Consider the following 15,585-nt stretch of genomic DNA (forward strand, 5'->3'; position numbering starts at 1 on the left):
CAGCGCCCGGAGCGTCTTCTCGGCCCTCCTCCTGCTACTTGTCGCAGGCGATGCCGTCGTTGTCCCGGTCGAGGTGCTTGCCGTAGCCGGGCTGGCCGCGCCGGATCGGGGCGGCGCCGGCGGCCTTCGCCTCGGTGCAGTTCTTGTAGGAGACGTCCTTGGGCGCGGGGGCCGGGGTCGGGGAGGACGCCGGCGGCTTCGCCTTGCCCGTCGCACCGGGGGCCGGCGTCTTGCCGGAGCCGGGGGTCTGGGTGGGAGTCGGGGTCCTGACGGGCCGCAGGGCGGCGCCGGCCTGCTCGGGGCACGGGTTGGCCGGGTTGGTGAGCGAGATTTCGACGGCGGTGTCGGGCGGCAACGGGGCCCCGGCCGCCGGGGTCTGGAAGCAGACCAGCCACATCGTGTGGAGTTCGGCCAGCTCGACGTCGGAGTAGGCGCTGCGGACCTCGACCGGCTTGGTGGACAGCTTCTTGACGAGGAGCTGGGCCTCGAAGGAGTTCTTGCCGACGAGCGCGGGCATCGCGGGGCCCGAGGAGGGCGCGCCCGGCGCGGGCGTCGAGCCGGGCTTGTCGGAACCCGTCGCGGCCGTACCCCCGCAGCCGGCGAGGGACAGGACGACCGCACCCGCCATCGCCGTCATGACGGCGCCCCCGCGTCTCCGGTGCGTGCTTCGCTGGAACATATGACCCCCCATGGCCGTTGTCGAGTCGAACCGGCACAGAATATGTTGATCATGGCCGCGCGTACGCCGAACCCGGAAACCCGGAAACCCGGGAACCGGAGCGGATCGCGGGTGCGCGGGGCCGGTGCCCGCCGAAGGATCGTTACTCCACCAACTCGCGTCGATAGAAAGGCAGTCGACGCGATCGGCGACACGCTCACCATCGAGTGAGGATGCCCGCGGTGGCGTAGCGAGGGCGCGAGGGTGGGCCCATGATCACCATTCGCGCCCTGCGCCGTCGCGCCGCCGTGCTCGCGACCGCCCTCGCCGCCGCCCTGCTGCCCCCGGCCTCCGCCTCCGCGTCCGCGCCCTCCTCCGCGCCCGCCGCCACCCCCGCATCGCTCCACGCGGCCGCTCCGGCGAACTCCTGCCCCCGGGTCCAGGACCACCTCTTCGCCGCCGCCGACGAGCGCGTGCAGGTGGAGCGCATCACCCCCTCCCCGTCCTGGCGGATCAACTGCAAGCAGCTCTACCGCTCGGACGGCCGCCCGCCGTCGGTGGTCTTCGAGGAGGGCTTCCTGCCCAGGGACACCCTCAACGGCCAGTACGACATCGAGAGTTACGTCCTGGTCAACCAGCCCTCCCCGTACGTCTCCACCACGTACAACCACGACCTGTACAAGTCCTGGAAGAGCGGCTGGAACTATTACATCGACGCCCCGGGCGGAGTGGACGTCAACCAGACCATCGGCGACACCCACAAGTACGCCTCCCAGGTCGAGGTGGCCTTCCCGGGCGGCATCGAGCGCTCGTTCATCGTGGCCGTCTGCCCGGTGGACACGGTGAAGAAGATCGAGATCATGCAGGAATGCCAGGACAACCCGCACTACGAGCCCTGGCGCACCAACTACCCGGGCTGATCAGCCTTGTCGGTGCCGCCGGGTGGGGAGCCCGACGGCACTCGACGTGGAAGCGGCTCGGGCTACGGCAGCTTGGCGAACGGAGAGAGGAACGCGCGGGCGCCGGGAGCGTCCAGGCGGTAGGAGACGTTCGTGGCGTAGCACGGGCCGTCACCCGTGATGGTGGTGGCCACCAGGGTGAACTTGCCGTTCAGCACGGCGAAGTTCGGGCCGCCGGAGTCTCCGTAGCAAGCACCGCCGTTGCCCTGAGGCTCGGTCATGGCCAGGCGCACCCAGGTGTTGTTGAGCGCGTTGAAGCCGACGGGGGCCTTCATCCGTACGCCGCCGCCGGGGTGCGTGTGGCCGCCCGGACCGCGCAGGGCCTCCTCGGTTCCGTACCCCGTGACGGAGAACGAGAGGTCGTTGAGCCCTTGCGGACCCAGCGCGTCGAGCGCGCCGGCCTTGGGGAGGGTCGCCGGGGTGAAGCTCCAGCGGGCCTTCACCTGGGCGGCGGGCAGCTCGACGACCGAGATGTCGTGGCCGTCGGAGGCCGGGCCCGGGTATTCGGGGTGGCTGTGGGCGACGCCCGGTACGGCGACGGCCTTCGCCACGGCGGCGGGGTCCCCGGGGTGCGCGGCGGCGGCCTTGTCGAGACCGGCCTGCACGTCCTGGTCGAGCGAGACGTAGAACTTCACGTTCGCCGGCCAGTCGGTGGTGCAGTGCGCGGCCGTCAGGAACGTGTCCGCGTCGATCATGGTGCCGGAGCAGACCCAGTCCACCCGGTCGGGGGTCGCGGGGTCGTCGTCGTCGTCCCAGGTGGCGACGAGGGCGCCGACCTCGGTGCGTTCCGGCGCGGGCGTCGCGTTGTACGTATTGATCGCCGAGGACGGCAGGGCTGCGGCGAGGACGAGCGCGCAGGCCGCGCCGGTGACGGCGCTCAGGCGTATGGGTGCGGCAGTCAAGGGAAACCCTTCGATGTCGTGGGGGCTCGGGCTCTCCTGTGGGGTGATCGACAGTGAAGCGTGTGGGCGGTCGTGCGACAAGAGTGCCGGGGTTCTTTGGCTGTTGCTTGACCTATCTCCTGTTGCGTGAGCGAAAGCTGAGAGGATTTGCGGTCCGCTCGCCGGCACCGCTCGCCGGCACGCTCGGCGCATCCGGCCCACGCCTGAGCCCCCGTCGCTCCCCGTAAGGAGCGACGGGGGCTCAGGTCTCCTAGATGTCGCGGAAGATCTCGATCTGTGCGCCCACCGAGTTGAGGCGCTCCGCCAGTTCCTCGTAGCCGCGGTTGATGACGTAGACGTTGCGCAGGACCGAGGTCCCCTCGGCCGCCATCATCGCCAGGAGGACGACCACCGCAGGCCGCAGGGCCGGCGGGCACATCATCTCCGCGGCGCGCCAGCGGGTGGGGCCCTCGACCAGGACGCGGTGGGGGTCCAGGAGCTGGAGGCGGCCGCCGAGGCGGTTGAGGTCCGTGAGGTAGATCGCGCGGTTGTCGTACACCCAGTCGTGGATCAGGGTCTGGCCCTGGGCCACGGCCGCGATGGCGGCGAAGAAGGGGACGTTGTCGATGTTCAGCCCGGGGAAGGGCATCGGGTGGATCTTGTCGATCGGCGCTTCGAGCTTCGACGGGCGGACGGTCAGGTCCACCAGGCGGGTGCGGCCGTTGTCGGCCGTGTACTCGGGGGAGCGGTCGTGGTCGAGGCCCATCTCCTCCAGGACCGCGAGCTCGATCTCCATGAACTCGATCGGGACCCGGCGGATGGTGAGTTCGGATTCCGTGACGACCGCCGCGGCCAGCAGGCTCATCGCCTCGACCGGGTCCTCGGAGGGGGAGTAGTCCACGTCCACGTCGATGTTCGGGATGCCGTGGACCGTCAGGGTCGTGGTGCCGACGCCGTCGACCCGGACGCCGAGCGCCTCCAGGAAGAAGCACAGGTCCTGGACCATGTAGTTGGAGGAGGCGTTGCGGATGACGGTGGTGCCGTCGTGCCGGGCGGCGGCCAGCAGCGCGTTCTCGGTGACGGTGTCCCCGCGCTCGGTCAGCACGATCGGACGGTCCGGGGAGATGCCGGCCTCGACCTGGGCGTGGTAAATGCCCTCGGTCGCGGTGATGTCCAGGCCGAAGCGGCGCAGGGCGATCATGTGCGGCTCGATGGTGCGGGTGCCGAGGTCGCAGCCGCCGGCGTAGGGCAGTTTGAAGTGGTCCATCCGGTGCAGGAGGGGACCGAGGAACATGATGATGCTGCGCGTGCGGCGGGCCGCGTCCGCGTCCATGGCGTCCATGTCGAGGCGGGCCGGCGGTACGAGTTCCAGGTCGACGCCGTCGTTGATCCAGCGGGTGCGGACGCCGATGGAGTTCAGCACCTCCAGGAGGCGGTAGACCTCCTCGATGCGGGCGACCCGGCGAAGGACCGTACGGCCCTTGTTGAGCAGCGAGGCGCACAGCAGGGCCACGCACGCGTTCTTGCTCGTCTTGACGTCGATGGCGCCGGACAGGCGGCGGCCGCCGACCACGCGCAGGTGCATCGGACCGGCGTAGCCCAGGGAGACGATTTCGCTGTCGAGGGCTTCCCCGATGCGCGCGATCATCTCAAGGCTGATGTTCTGGTTGCCGCGCTCGATCCGGTTCACGGCGCTCTGGCTGGTGCCGAGGGCGTCCGCGAGCTGACTCTGTGTCCAGCCCCGGTGCTGCCGGGCGTCACGGATGAGCTTGCCGATGCGTGCGAGGTAGTCGTCTGCCATGGATGCACCGTATCTCAGATATGAGATGCCGCTCGCGCTGGGTGGGGCAGACGGGTGTTACCGGTCGTCAGCTCCCATCGTGGGGCCGCCGCGTGCGTGGTGCGCGACGAGCCGGCCGAGCAGCCCGACGAGCTGCTCCCGCTCCGTCGCGGACAAAGGGGACAGAAGCTCCTCCTGGGCCGCGGCGAGGAGTTGGTCGAGCTTGCGCAGCCGGCGCCGGCCGGCGCTCGTGAGGGTGATGACGTTGCGCCGCCGGTCGGCGGGGTCGGGGGTCCGCTCGACCAGTTCGCGCTCGGCGAGTTCGTTGATGACGGAGACCAGGTCGCTGCGGTGGATGTCGGTGCGGCCGCTCAGGGCCGCCTGGCTCGCCGGCCCGAACTCCTCCAGGGCGACCAGCGTCGCGTAGTGCCATTTACGGGCATCTGCCCCACTCAGTCCCTCGGTGACGAGCCGGGTGGCGTGGGCCGAGGCCTGCGAGAGCAGTCGGCTGGGCAGTTCGCGCAGTCGCGCCGGGAGGGCGGGGGCGCCCTGGTCCTCTTCCGTGGTCATGCCGGGATCGTACCCCTTGCGTTCGGGGCACTAACGATTTAAGTTCGTTCGTGTCACAAACGTTTGTGGCCCAAACGAATTGAAACGGATGGTTCGCATGCCCGTCATCGACGTGCTCGACTCGACGATGTACTACGAGGAGCAGGGCGCCCCCGACGGCGTCCCCTTCGTCTTCCTGCACGGCAACCCGACCTCCTCCCACCTGTGGCGCGGAGTACTGCCCCGGATCGGCGGCCGGGTCCGCGCCCTCGCCCCCGACCTCATCGGGATGGGCCGCTCGGGCAAGCCCGGCGGCGCGTACCGCTTCGCCGACCACGTCCGCTACCTCGACGCCTGGTTCGACGCGCTCGGCCTCGACGCGTTCGTCCTCGTCGGCCAGGACTGGGGCGGGGCGCTCGCCTTCGACGTGGCCGCCCGCCGCCCGGAGCGGGTCCGCGGCCTCGCCTTCATGGAGACGATCCTGCGGCCGATGACCTGGGAGGAGTACCCGCCCGCCGCCCGTGCCCGGTTCGAGGCGATCCGCGCCCCGGGCGTGGGGGAGGAGATGGTCCTGGAGCGGAACCTCTTCATCGAGGACAGCATCGGCAAGACGGTGCTGAACCCGATGGGCGAGGCCGACCACGCCGTCTACGCCGCCCCGTACCCGACCCCCGAGAGCCGGCTCCCCCTGCTCCGGTGGGCCCGCTCCCTGCCGATCGGCGGCGAACCGGCGGACGTGGTCGCCCGGGTCGAGGCGTACGACGCCTGGCTGGCCGCCAGCCCGCAGGTGCCCAAGCTCCTGCTCCACTTCGACGGCTCGCCCGCCCTCATGGTCGGCCCCGAACTGGTCGCGTGGAGCGAGGAGAACATCTCCGCGCTGGAGAGCGAGTACTGCGGCGCCGCCGCCCACCTCTGCCCGGAGGACCGGCCCGAGGAGATCGCCGCCGCCGTCACGGCCTGGGCCGCACGCCACGGCCTTGCGGGCTGAGCGGCCGGGGGCGGCGCCGGGGTGGCTCCCGGGCGGCTCCGGGGCGGGGCCCCTCCCGAGTCCCCGCCCCGGAGCCGCGTCAGTGCCCGCAGGCGTGGTGCCGGCCCTTGCCGCCACCGCCGTGGACCGACGCGTACGAGGCCGGGCGCGCGCCCGCCGCCGCGGCGCGGGCCAGCCGGGCCGCAGCCGCCCGGCCCGACGCCGCATCCGCGTCGTGCACCACACGGCCGCCGACCAGGGTCATCCGTACGCCCGTCCCGCTGATGTCGGCCACCGGACAGCGCGTCACGTCCCGGTCCAGGACCACCAGGTCCGCCGCCTTGCCCGGCTCCACGGTGCCGGTCAGCTCCTCCTGGCGGAGCTGCCACGCCGTCCCCGACGTGTGCATCCGCAGCGTGGTGTCCCGGCTCAGCGCCTCCTGCTCGCGGTACAGCGCACCGGCCCCCTCCGCGCCCTGACGGTCGATCGCCGTGCGGAGCTGGTTCCACACCTGGAGGGCGTCCACCGGCCAGTCCGAACCGCCCGCCAGCCGCGCGCCCGCCTTCTCCAGGCTGCGCGCCGGGTACAGCCACCGGTGCCGCTCCGGCCCGATGTAGGGGAGCAGCGCGTCCACCGTCCAGGTGTCCCGGGTGGCCCACTGGAGCTGCATGCACGCCGCGACCCCCAGCCGCGCGAAGCGCCGCAGGTCCGCGGGGTCCACGACCTGGAGGTGCGCCACCGCGTTGCGGGCGTCGCGCTGCCCCGTCACCTCGCGGGCGTACGCGTACCCGTCCAGAGCGGTACGAACGGCACGGTCTCCGAGCCCGTGGGCGTGCATCTGCCAGCCCGCCCGGTTGAAGGCGGCGCTGAGCCGGCCGTAGTCCGCCGCCGAGGTGTAGAGCTCGCCCCGGTTCGCGGTCGGCTTGCCGTTCCCGTCGAGGTAGGGCTCCAGCAGGGCGGCGGTCTGCGCCGGGTACTCGATGACGCCGTCCAGGAACACCTTGATCATCCCGAAGCGGAGCCCGCGCACTCCCTCGAACTCCCGCCGCAGGCCCCGCGCGTAGGCCAGCGAGCCCGCCGGGTCCTTGGCCTGGTCCGCGTCGAGCCGGATCGCGGGAACGATCCGCTGCGGCAGCCGGCCCGCCGCGGAGAGGGCCTGGTACAGCTCCAGTTCGTCGCGCCCGACCAGGGCGTCCATCATCGTGGTGATCCCGGACGCGGCCGCCAGCCCCAGCACCTCGGCGCACGCCGCGACCAGTTCGGCGCGGGTGTGCTCGGGGATCAGGCGCCTCACCAGCCCCTGGGCGTCGTCCTTGAGGACGCCCGTCGGCTTCCCGTCGGCGCCCCTGACCACCTTGCCGCCGACCGGGTCGGGCGTGGCCGCGGTGATCCCGGCGATGTCCAGGGCCCGCTGGTTGGCCCAGCAGTTGTGCCCGTCGCCGCCGATCAGGACGACCGGCCGCCGGGTCGGGAGCGCGTCCAGCACCGAGTGGTGCGGAGCGGTGCCCACGGGGAGCAGCCCGACCGGGTTCCAGTCCTCCACCACCAGCCAGCGGTCGGGCTCGGCGCCCGCGCCGCCGGTGTCGGCGAGGAAGCCCGTCAGGATCTCCAGAAGCTCGGCCGGGTTGGTCTCCGCGCTCTCCAGCGAGGGGGAGAGCGAGCGTTCGCCGGCCCCGAGCGGGTGGACGTGGCCGTCGTGGATGCCGCTCATCACGGTGTTGCCGCCGGCGTCGACCACCTCGGTGTCCCGGCCGAGGTACCGGCGCAGCGCGGCGTCGGTCCCGGTGGCCAGGATCTTCCCGTCCCGGCCGACCGCGACGGCCCGCACGGGACCCCGGCGGCCGGTCCCGGTGAACACGGAGGCGTTGCGGATCACCAGCGCGGCCGAGGTGCGCCCGCCGGCGGGTGCGGCGGAGGCGGCAGTGGCGGACCCCGCGCCCAGCAGACCCGCCGCGCCCGCGGCACCGGCGGCCGCGAGGAGCCCCCGGCGGGACACGGGGGAGGCGGGGGAGCCGGGGGAGCCGGGGGACAGCGGGGACCGGGGGGAAGGAGAAGACTGCATGCGCACTCCAAACGTTGGCGTGGCCAGGACGCTGTTTGATTAAGGGCTTAACCAGAAGCCGTCTCCGGCGACGAAATCCGTACGATGGCGCCGTGCCCGCCCCCCTTCACGACTCCGGCCCCGTCCCGATGCCGCCGCCCGCGCCGGTGCCCGGTCCGACCCTCGCCGACATCGCCCGCGCCGCCGAGGTCTCCACCGCGACCGTCTCGCACGCGCTCAACGGCACCGGCCGCCTCGGCGAGTCCACCCGCCGCCGGGTGCGCGAGGTGGCCGGGGCCCTCGGCTACGGAGCCCGGCGCGGACCGCACAACCGCAGCCTGGGCATCGCGGTGACCACGTACGCCGGCTTCGCCTGGGACTTCGCCCGGATCGCCTACTACGCCCGGCTGCTCATCGCCGCCACCTCGGCGGCGCACGCCCACGGCTACGCCCTGACCACGCTGCCCGCCGACCGCGGCGCCGAGCCGCTGTGGCACACCCTGGCGGTGGACGGGATGCTGCTGCTCGACAGCCCGGTCGACGACCCGGTGCTGCGCGCGCTGCGGGCGCGGGGGCTGCCGGTGGTCTTCGACGGGCCCCCGGCCGATCCGCGCCCGGCCGACGTATGGGTGGACAACGACCACACCGCCACCACCCGCGAGGTACTGGACCACCTGGCGGCTTCCGGGGCCCGGCGGATCGCGCTGCACGCGGGCTACGGCCGGGAGTTCTACACCGGGGCCGTCACGTCAGCCTATGAACACTGGTGCGCCGAGCGGCACCGCGCTCCGCTCGTGATCCCCTTCGACCCCAACGACGGGGCCGGCCACGCCTTCGACTCCGACTTCGCGGGGCCGGACCGGCCCGACGCCGTCTACTGCGTGTACGACCCGGGAGGCCGTCAGGTACTGGCCGCCGCCGCGCGCCACGGGATCGCCGTCCCCGGCCCCGGTCCGGGCGCCGGTCCGGGGGAGAAGGGCCTGCTGCTGGTCTGCGCCAGTGAGGACCCGGCGTACGCCGAGAACGAACCGGCCGTGACCACCGTCACCTTCGATCCGGAGCGGATCGCCGAATCGGCGGTTTCGTCCCTGGTCAAGCTCATCGAATCCGGACATGCGGAATCCACTGGGCGGCTGACGGTACCGGCGGGGCTGAGGGTGCGGACCTCGTCCCGCCCCCCTGGCATGTACTAGAGTTATCTCGACATCGAGATATCTGCCCCGGACGTGCCGCAGCCGCCCCGCTGGTAAGGGTTACCTAACTTAGCCTCACCTTAGCGGAAAGGCCAGAGTGCCTCGCGGCAGGATTGCGGCAATACGCGCGAATTCATGCATGAAGGAGACTGTCGTGTCGGCGAACAGCTTCGACGCCCGCAGCACGCTGCAGGTGGGCGACGAGTCGTACGAGATCTTCAAGCTGGACAAGGTCGAGGGCTCCGCCCGCCTTCCCTACAGCCTGAAGGTCCTGCTGGAGAACCTGCTCCGTACCGAGGACGGCGCGAACATCACCGCCGACCACATCCGGTCGCTCGGAAACTGGGACTCGCAGGCCCAGCCCAGCGAGGAGATCCAGTTCACGCCGGCCCGCGTGATCATGCAGGACTTCACCGGCGTCCCCTGCGTCGTGGACCTCGCCACCATGCGCGAGGCCGTGAAGGCCCTCGGCGGCGACCCGGCGAAGATCAACCCGCTCTCGCCCGCCGAGATGGTCATCGACCACTCGGTCATCGCGGACAAGTTCGGCACGAAGGAAGCCTTCGCGCAGAACGTCGAGCTGGAGTACGGCCGCAACAAGGAGCGCTACCAGTTCCTGCGCTGGGGCCAGACCGCCTTCGACGACTTCAAGGTCGTCCCCCCGGGCACCGGCATCGTCCACCAGGTCAACATCGAGCACCTGGCCCGCACGGTCATGGTCCGCAACGGCCAGGCGTACCCCGACACCCTCGTCGGCACCGACTCGCACACCACCATGGTCAACGGCCTCGGCGTGCTCGGCTGGGGCGTCGGCGGCATCGAGGCCGAGGCCGCGATGCTCGGCCAGCCGGTCTCCATGCTGATCCCGCGCGTCGTGGGCTTCAAGCTGACCGGCGAGCTGCCGGCCGGCACCACCGCCACCGACCTCGTGCTGACCATCACCGAGATGCTCCGCAAGCACGGCGTCGTCGGCAAGTTCGTCGAGTTCTACGGTGAGGGCGTCGCCGCCACCTCCCTCGCGAACCGCGCCACCATCGGCAACATGTCGCCGGAGTTCGGCTCCACGGCCGCGATCTTCCCGATCGACGAGGAGACGCTGAAGTACCTGCGTCTGACCGGCCGCGACGCCCAGCAGGTCGCGCTCGTCGAGGCGTACGCCAAGGAGCAGGGTCTGTGGCTGGACCCGGCCGCCGAGCCCGACTTCTCCGAGAAGCTGGAGCTCGACCTCTCCACGGTCGTCCCCTCCATCGCCGGCCCGAAGCGCCCGCAGGACCGCATCGTCCTGGCGAACGCCTCGCAGCAGTTCGCGCTGGACGTGCGCAACTACGTCTCCGACGACGAGGAGTCCGGCAAGGAGTCCTTCCCGGCGTCCGACTCCCCGGCCGCGTCCAACGGTGTGCCCACCAAGCCCACCGCGGTGACCCTGGCCGACGGCACCTCCTTCGAGATCGACCACGGCGCCGTCACCGTCGCCGCGATCACCTCGTGCACCAACACCTCGAACCCCTACGTCATGGTCGCCGCGGCGCTCGTGGCGAAGAAGGCCGTCGAGAAGGGCCTCGCCCGCAAGCCGTGGGTCAAGACCACCCTGGCCCCGGGCTCGAAGGTCGTCACCGACTACTTCGACAAGGCCGGCCTGACCCCGTACCTCGACAAGATGGGCTTCAACCTCGTCGGGTACGGCTGCACCACCTGCATCGGCAACTCGGGTCCGCTGGAGGAGGAGATCTCCAAGGCGATCAACGACGCCGACCTCGCGGTCACCTCGGTCCTCTCGGGCAACCGCAACTTCGAGGGCCGCATCAACCCCGACGTCAAGATGAACTACCTGGCCTCCCCGCCGCTGGTCGTCGCGTACGCCATCGCGGGCTCCATGAAGGTGGACATCACCAAGGACGCCATCGGCATCGACACCGAGGGCAACCCGGTCTTCCTGAAGGACATCTGGCCCTCCGAGGCCGAGGTCAACGACGTCGTCGCGAACGCGATCGGCGAAGACATGTTCAGCAAGTCCTACCAGGACGTCTTCGCGGGTGACGCCCAGTGGCAGGCGCTGTCGATCCCGACCGGCAACACCTTCGAGTGGGACCCGCAGTCCACCTACGTGCGCAAGCCCCCGTACTTCGAGGGCATGACGATGGAGACCACCCCGGTCTCCGACATCTCGGGCGCCCGTGTCCTGGCGAAGCTGGGCGACTCGGTCACCACCGACCACATCTCCCCGGCCGGTGCGATCAAGGCCGACACCCCGGCCGGCAAGTACCTCACGGAGCACGGCGTCGAGCGCCGCGACTTCAACTCGTACGGTTCCCGCCGCGGCAACCACGAGGTCATGATCCGCGGCACCTTTGCCAACATTCGCCTCCGCAACCAGATCGCGGCGGGCACCGAGGGCGGCTTCACCCGCGACTTCACCGTCGAGGGCGCGCCGGTCTCCTTCATCTACGACGCCTCGCAGAACTACCAGGCCGCCGGCATCCCGCTGGTCATCCTGGCGGGCAAGGAGTACGGCTCCGGCTCGTCGCGCGACTGGGCCGCCAAGGGCACCGCCCTGCTCGGCGTCAAGGCCGTCATCGCGGAGTCCTACGAGCGCATCCACCGCTCCAACCTGATCGGCATGGGCGTCCTGCCCCTGCAGTTCCCCGAGGGCGCCACGGCGGCCTCCCTGGGCCTCACCGGCGAGGAGACCTTCTCCTTCACCGGTGTGGAGGAGCTGAACAACGGCACCACCCCGCGCACGGTCAAGGTCGCCACCGACACCGGCGTGGAGTTCGACGCGGTCGTCCGCATCGACACCCCGGGTGAGGCCGACTACTACCGCAACGGCGGCATCATGCAGTACGTGCTCCGCAACCTCATCCGCGGCTAAGCGCATACCGGCACCAAAGGGCCGTACCTCCGTTAAGGGGGTACGGCCCTTCCGTTTCTGCGGGCGGCTCCGACGGTCCGGCTCAGGTGACGGTGAGGTCTCAACTCGGAAAAGGAGAGGCCCATACCGGTACATGATCTTGCTCACAGGAGCGGAAGTGGACTATACCTGTGCCCGTCCGAGTCGCCGTGAAACGAGCGGCTCCGGACGGGGGGACGGCGGGGACCTGCGGTGATGTCCGCTGGGCGGCAGCAGTCGCACTTTCCTTCCTCCTTCACACTTCTGACGAAGGCGAGGACTTGAGCATGGGATCCACCTCCGCCCACGGCGAGAACAGCAACGGTGAGGGCTTCGGCCGCCGGGACCTGATCAAGCGCTCCGCGGCACTCGGCCTGATCGCCGTACCGACGATGAGCTTCCTGTCCGCGTGTGCCTCCGGCTCCGACGACACGACCAAGGGCAACGAGTCCAAGGTGGCCGTCACCAAGGAGAACCCGTTCGGCGTCGCCAAGGGCGGCAAGCTCGACGTGGTCGTCTTCAAGGGCGGCTACGGCGACGAGTACGCCAAGGCCTGGGAAGCCGCGTTCGACAAGAAGTGGGGCACCACTTCCTCGCACCTCTCCACCCAGGAGATCACCGCCAAGCTGCAGCCGCGCTTCAACGGCGGCAACCCGCCGGACGTCGTCGACGACTCGGGCGCCCAGCAGATCAAGCTGGACGTGCTCGTGAAGGGCAACCAGCTCACCGACCTCGCCGTGGTGCTCGACGCCCCGTCGCTCGACGACCCGAGCAAGAAGGTCCGGGACACGCTGATGCCCGGGACCGTCGAAAGCGGCATGGTCGGCGGCAAGTTCGTCGCGCTGCAGTACGTCTACACGGTCTGGGGACTGTGGTACTCGGGCAAGCTCTTCAAGGAGAAGGGCTGGACCGCGCCGAAGACCTGGGCCGAGTTCATGGACATCTGTCAGAAGGCCAAGGCGGCCGGCATCGGCGGTCTGGCCCACCAGGGCAAGTACCCCTACTACATCAACGTCGCCATCATGGACCTGATCGCCAAGAAGGGCGGCCTGGACGCCATGAAGGCGATCGACAACCTGGAGCCGAACGCCTTCGCGGACAACCCGGTCGCGCTGGAGGCCGTCGAGGCGATCTACGAGCTGGTCGAGAAGGACCTGCTGATGCCGGGCACCAACGGCCTGACGCACACCGAGTCCCAGACCCAGTGGAACCAGTACAAGGCCGCCTTCATCACCTCGGGCTCCTGGCTGGAGAACGAGCAGCTCAAGCAGACCCCGGACGACTTCGACATGCAGTTCCTGCCGATGCCGGTGCTGCCCGACTCGAAGCTGCCCTTCGAGGCCATCCGCGCCGGTGCCGGCGAGCCCTTCATCGTCCCGGAGAAGGCCGCCAACAAGGCCGGCGGCCTGGAGTTCCTCCGCTCGATGCTGTCCCGCGAGTGGTCGACCCTCTTCGCCCAGCAGGCCAACTCCCTCACCGTCCTCAAGGACGGCGTGGACCCGACGGTCAAGCTCCGCCCGGGCACCCAGTCGGCCGTCGCCGCCCTCAAGGGGGCCGGGGACAACACGTTCAACTACCGGTACTCCGACTGGTACAGCGCGATGGGCACCGAGCTGGAGAACGCGTCCAATGAGCTGATGGCCAAGCGCATCCAGCCCAAGGAATGGATCAAGCGGGCCCAGGCTGCGGTAAACAAGGCGACCGAGGACCCGAACGCCAAGAACAACAAGCGCAGCTGACACCGCGTCCACCGGGCACCCGGAAACACCAGGGACGGACACCATGAGCCATGTAGCGAACAGCAAGGGGCGGGGCGGCTTCATCGCCGGCTTCCTCATCCTGCCCCTTGCGCTGTACCTGACCTTTGTCATCTGGCCGTACATTCAGACGTTCGGCTACTCCTTCACCAACTGGACGGGTCAGTCACCGACCTTCGACTTCGTCGGGCTGGAAAACTACTCGGCCTTGCTGAAGGACGAGGTCTTCGGCGGCGCGCTGCTGAACAATCTGCTGCTCCTGGTGTTCGTCCCGACGGTCACCATCTTCATCGCCCTGTTCTTCGCCTTCATGCTGAACGCCGGCGGGCGCAGCGGAGCCGGCGGAGTCCAGGGAGTGGCGGGCTCCGCCCTCTACAAGGTGATCTACTTCTTCCCGCAGGTGCTCTCCCTCGCCATCCTCGCGGTGCTCTTCGGAGCCGTGTACCGCAGTGACGAGGGGGGCCTGCTGAACGGTTTCCTCACCAAACTGGGCCTGGTCGACCCGGCCCACCCCATCGAATGGCTCAACGAGCCCAACTTCGTCCTCTGGTGCCTGCTGCTCGTCGTCGTCTGGCACGGGGTCGGCTTCTACCTCGTCCTGTTCTCGGCGGCCATGCAGTCCGTGCCCAAGGACATCTACGAAGCCGCACTCCTCGACGGCGCGGGGCGCGCCCAGACCTTCTTCAAGGTCACGCTGCCCCTGCTGTGGGATTCTGTGCAGACCTCCGCGGTCTATCTGGGCATCGCCGCGATGGACATGTTCGTCCTCGTGTCGACCATGACCTCGGGCCAGTTCGGCGGCGGACCGGACCACCACAGCGAGGTCATGGCGACGGTGCTGATGCGTAACTTCCTCTACTTCGGCAATGCGGGCTACGCCTGCGCCATGGGGGTCGTGATGCTCGTCCTCACCCTGATCCTCTCCGCCATCACGCTGCGGGCCACTCGCCGCGAGCACGTCGAGTTCTAGCGGGAGACCACGATGACCACTGTGATCAAAGCACCGGGCGAGGCGGCGGCCGAGAAGCGCTCCGCCGCCACCGGGCAGCCTCGCGGGAGCAAGAGCGGTTCCGACGGCATGGTGCTCAACGTCTTCTCGCACGGCTTCCTCGCCGTGTGGGGGATACTGATCGTCCTGCCGCTGATCTGGCTGGTGCTCGGCTCCTTCAAGACCGACGTGCAGATCGGCAGTTCGGCCCTGAGCTGGCCGGCCCACTGGGAGTTCGACGCCTTCGGGCGCGCCTGGGACAAGGGCATCGGGGACTACTTCGCCAACACGCTGATCGTGATGGTGTTCTCGGTCCCGATGACGATGCTGCTCGGCTCGATGGCCGCGTACGTCCTGGCCCGCTACCCCTTCCAGGGCAACCGGCCGATCTACTACTTCTTCGTCAGCGGGGCCATGTTCCCGGTCTTCCTGGCGCTGGTCCCGCTGTTCTTCATGGTGAAGCGGCTGGACATGCTCAACTCGTACCAGGGCCTGATCCTGGTGTACGTGGCGTACTCGATGCCGTTCACCGTCTTCTTCATGCACTCGTTCTTCCGGACGCTGCCGACGGCCGTGCACGAGGCGGCGGTGATCGACGGGGCCTCGCACACCCGGATCTTCTTCCAGGTGATGCTGCCGATGGCCAAGCCCGGCCTGATCAGCGTCGGGATATTCAACATCCTGGGGCAGTGGAACCAGTACATCCTGCCGTCCGTGCTGATGCAGCCGCAGACCGGATCGGACCCCGAGCGCTACATGCTCACCCAGGGCCTGATCCAGCTGCAGTACCAGATGGGCTACGAGACGGACCTGCCGGTGCTGTTCGCCGGCGTCACCATCGCGATGATCCCGATGCTGGTGGTCTACCTGTCCTTCCAGCGGCAGATCCAGGCGGGCCTGACCTCCGCCACGCTCAAGTAGCGCC

Annotated in this window: 12 protein-coding genes; 7 read left to right on the forward strand and 5 right to left on the reverse strand. The window is 69.9% G+C overall.

Annotation, left to right across the window (positions count from 1 at the left end; translation table 11 throughout):
* Positions 1–34 precede the first annotated feature (34 nt).
* A complete protein-coding gene (locus AC6CKD_RS15635) occupies positions 35–637 on the reverse strand; it encodes an excalibur calcium-binding domain-containing protein (RefSeq protein ID WP_498327898.1) in 603 nt (200 codons plus the stop codon).
* Between the two features lie 293 nt (positions 638–930).
* Between AC6CKD_RS15635 and AC6CKD_RS15640 the strand changes: the two genes are divergently transcribed.
* Positions 931–1,578, forward strand: a complete 648-nt coding sequence (locus AC6CKD_RS15640; RefSeq protein ID WP_498327900.1) for an ADP-ribosyltransferase — start codon at positions 931–933, stop codon at positions 1,576–1,578.
* A gap of 62 nt (positions 1,579–1,640) precedes the next feature.
* On the opposite strand, the gene AC6CKD_RS15645 is transcribed toward AC6CKD_RS15640, so the two are convergent.
* The 3 genes from AC6CKD_RS15645 to AC6CKD_RS15655 all read right to left on the reverse strand — a co-directional run bounded on the left by AC6CKD_RS15645 (position 1,641) and on the right by AC6CKD_RS15655 (position 4,848).
* On the reverse strand, positions 1,641–2,519 hold the full coding sequence (locus tag AC6CKD_RS15645; protein WP_498327901.1) for a trypsin-like serine protease: 879 nt from the start codon (positions 2,517–2,519) through the stop codon (positions 1,641–1,643).
* 250 nt (positions 2,520–2,769) lie between these two features.
* On the reverse strand, positions 2,770–4,299 hold the full coding sequence (locus tag AC6CKD_RS15650) for a helix-turn-helix domain-containing protein (protein WP_498327902.1): 1,530 nt from the start codon (positions 4,297–4,299) through the stop codon (positions 2,770–2,772).
* 57 nt (positions 4,300–4,356) lie between these two features.
* Positions 4,357–4,848 carry a MarR family winged helix-turn-helix transcriptional regulator gene (locus AC6CKD_RS15655; protein ID WP_498327904.1) on the reverse strand — a complete coding sequence of 164 codons (492 nt, stop codon included), beginning with the start codon at positions 4,846–4,848 and terminating at the stop codon, positions 4,357–4,359.
* A 97-nt stretch (positions 4,849–4,945) separates the two neighbouring features.
* On the opposite strand from AC6CKD_RS15655, the gene AC6CKD_RS15660 reads away from it, so the two are divergent.
* The gene (locus AC6CKD_RS15660) at positions 4,946–5,815 is read left to right on the forward strand and encodes a haloalkane dehalogenase (RefSeq protein ID WP_498327905.1); all 870 of its coding nucleotides are present in this window, start codon (positions 4,946–4,948) and stop codon (positions 5,813–5,815) included.
* 79 nt (positions 5,816–5,894) lie between these two features.
* Here AC6CKD_RS15660 and AC6CKD_RS15665 read toward each other — a convergent pair whose 3' ends face one another.
* The gene (locus AC6CKD_RS15665; RefSeq protein WP_498327906.1) at positions 5,895–7,856 is read right to left on the reverse strand and encodes an amidohydrolase; all 1,962 of its coding nucleotides are present in this window, start codon (positions 7,854–7,856) and stop codon (positions 5,895–5,897) included.
* Between the two features lie 92 nt (positions 7,857–7,948).
* Between AC6CKD_RS15665 and AC6CKD_RS15670 the strand changes: the two genes are divergently transcribed.
* From AC6CKD_RS15670 to AC6CKD_RS15690, 5 genes are all read left to right on the forward strand, one after another.
* Positions 7,949–9,028, forward strand: a complete 1,080-nt coding sequence (locus tag AC6CKD_RS15670) for a LacI family DNA-binding transcriptional regulator (protein WP_498327908.1) — start codon at positions 7,949–7,951, stop codon at positions 9,026–9,028.
* Between the two features lie 139 nt (positions 9,029–9,167).
* Positions 9,168–11,897 (forward strand): aconitate hydratase AcnA, encoded by a 2,730-nt coding sequence (gene acnA / locus AC6CKD_RS15675; RefSeq protein ID WP_498327910.1) that lies wholly within the window; start codon positions 9,168–9,170, stop codon positions 11,895–11,897.
* 305 nt (positions 11,898–12,202) lie between these two features.
* Positions 12,203–13,654: an N-acetylglucosamine/diacetylchitobiose ABC transporter substrate-binding protein gene (ngcE, locus tag AC6CKD_RS15680; protein ID WP_498327911.1), complete on the forward strand. Its 1,452-nt coding sequence runs from the start codon at positions 12,203–12,205 to the stop codon at positions 13,652–13,654.
* Between the two features lie 43 nt (positions 13,655–13,697).
* On the forward strand, positions 13,698–14,642 hold the full coding sequence (locus tag AC6CKD_RS15685; RefSeq protein ID WP_498327912.1) for a carbohydrate ABC transporter permease: 945 nt from the start codon (positions 13,698–13,700) through the stop codon (positions 14,640–14,642).
* Positions 14,643–14,654: 12 nt separating this feature from the next.
* Positions 14,655–15,581 (forward strand): carbohydrate ABC transporter permease, encoded by a 927-nt coding sequence (locus AC6CKD_RS15690; protein WP_478688131.1) that lies wholly within the window; start codon positions 14,655–14,657, stop codon positions 15,579–15,581.
* Positions 15,582–15,585: the final 4 nt, after the last annotated feature.

The organism is Streptomyces sp. GQ60, from assembly GCF_059758875.1.

Bases quoted from the DNA above. Each gene is read 5' to 3' on its own strand.
- AC6CKD_RS15635 (WP_498327898.1), bottom strand. From the start codon at position 637: ATGACGGCGATGGCGGGTGCGGTCGTCCTGTCCCTCGCCGGCTGCGGG.
- AC6CKD_RS15640 (WP_498327900.1), top strand. From the start codon at position 931: ATGATCACCATTCGCGCCCTGCGCCGTCGCGCCGCCGTGCTCGCGACC.
- AC6CKD_RS15650 (WP_498327902.1), bottom strand. From the start codon at position 4,299: ATGGCAGACGACTACCTCGCACGCATCGGCAAGCTCATCCGTGACGCC.
- AC6CKD_RS15655 (WP_498327904.1), bottom strand. From the start codon at position 4,848: ATGACCACGGAAGAGGACCAGGGCGCCCCCGCCCTCCCGGCGCGACTG.
- AC6CKD_RS15660 (WP_498327905.1), top strand. From the start codon at position 4,946: ATGCCCGTCATCGACGTGCTCGACTCGACGATGTACTACGAGGAGCAG.
- AC6CKD_RS15665 (WP_498327906.1), bottom strand. From the start codon at position 7,856: ATGCAGTCTTCTCCTTCCCCCCGGTCCCCGCTGTCCCCCGGCTCCCCC.
- acnA (WP_498327910.1), top strand. From the start codon at position 9,168: ATGAAGGAGACTGTCGTGTCGGCGAACAGCTTCGACGCCCGCAGCACG.
- ngcE (WP_498327911.1), top strand. From the start codon at position 12,203: ATGGGATCCACCTCCGCCCACGGCGAGAACAGCAACGGTGAGGGCTTC.
- AC6CKD_RS15685 (WP_498327912.1), top strand. From the start codon at position 13,698: ATGAGCCATGTAGCGAACAGCAAGGGGCGGGGCGGCTTCATCGCCGGC.
- AC6CKD_RS15690 (WP_478688131.1), top strand. From the start codon at position 14,655: ATGACCACTGTGATCAAAGCACCGGGCGAGGCGGCGGCCGAGAAGCGC.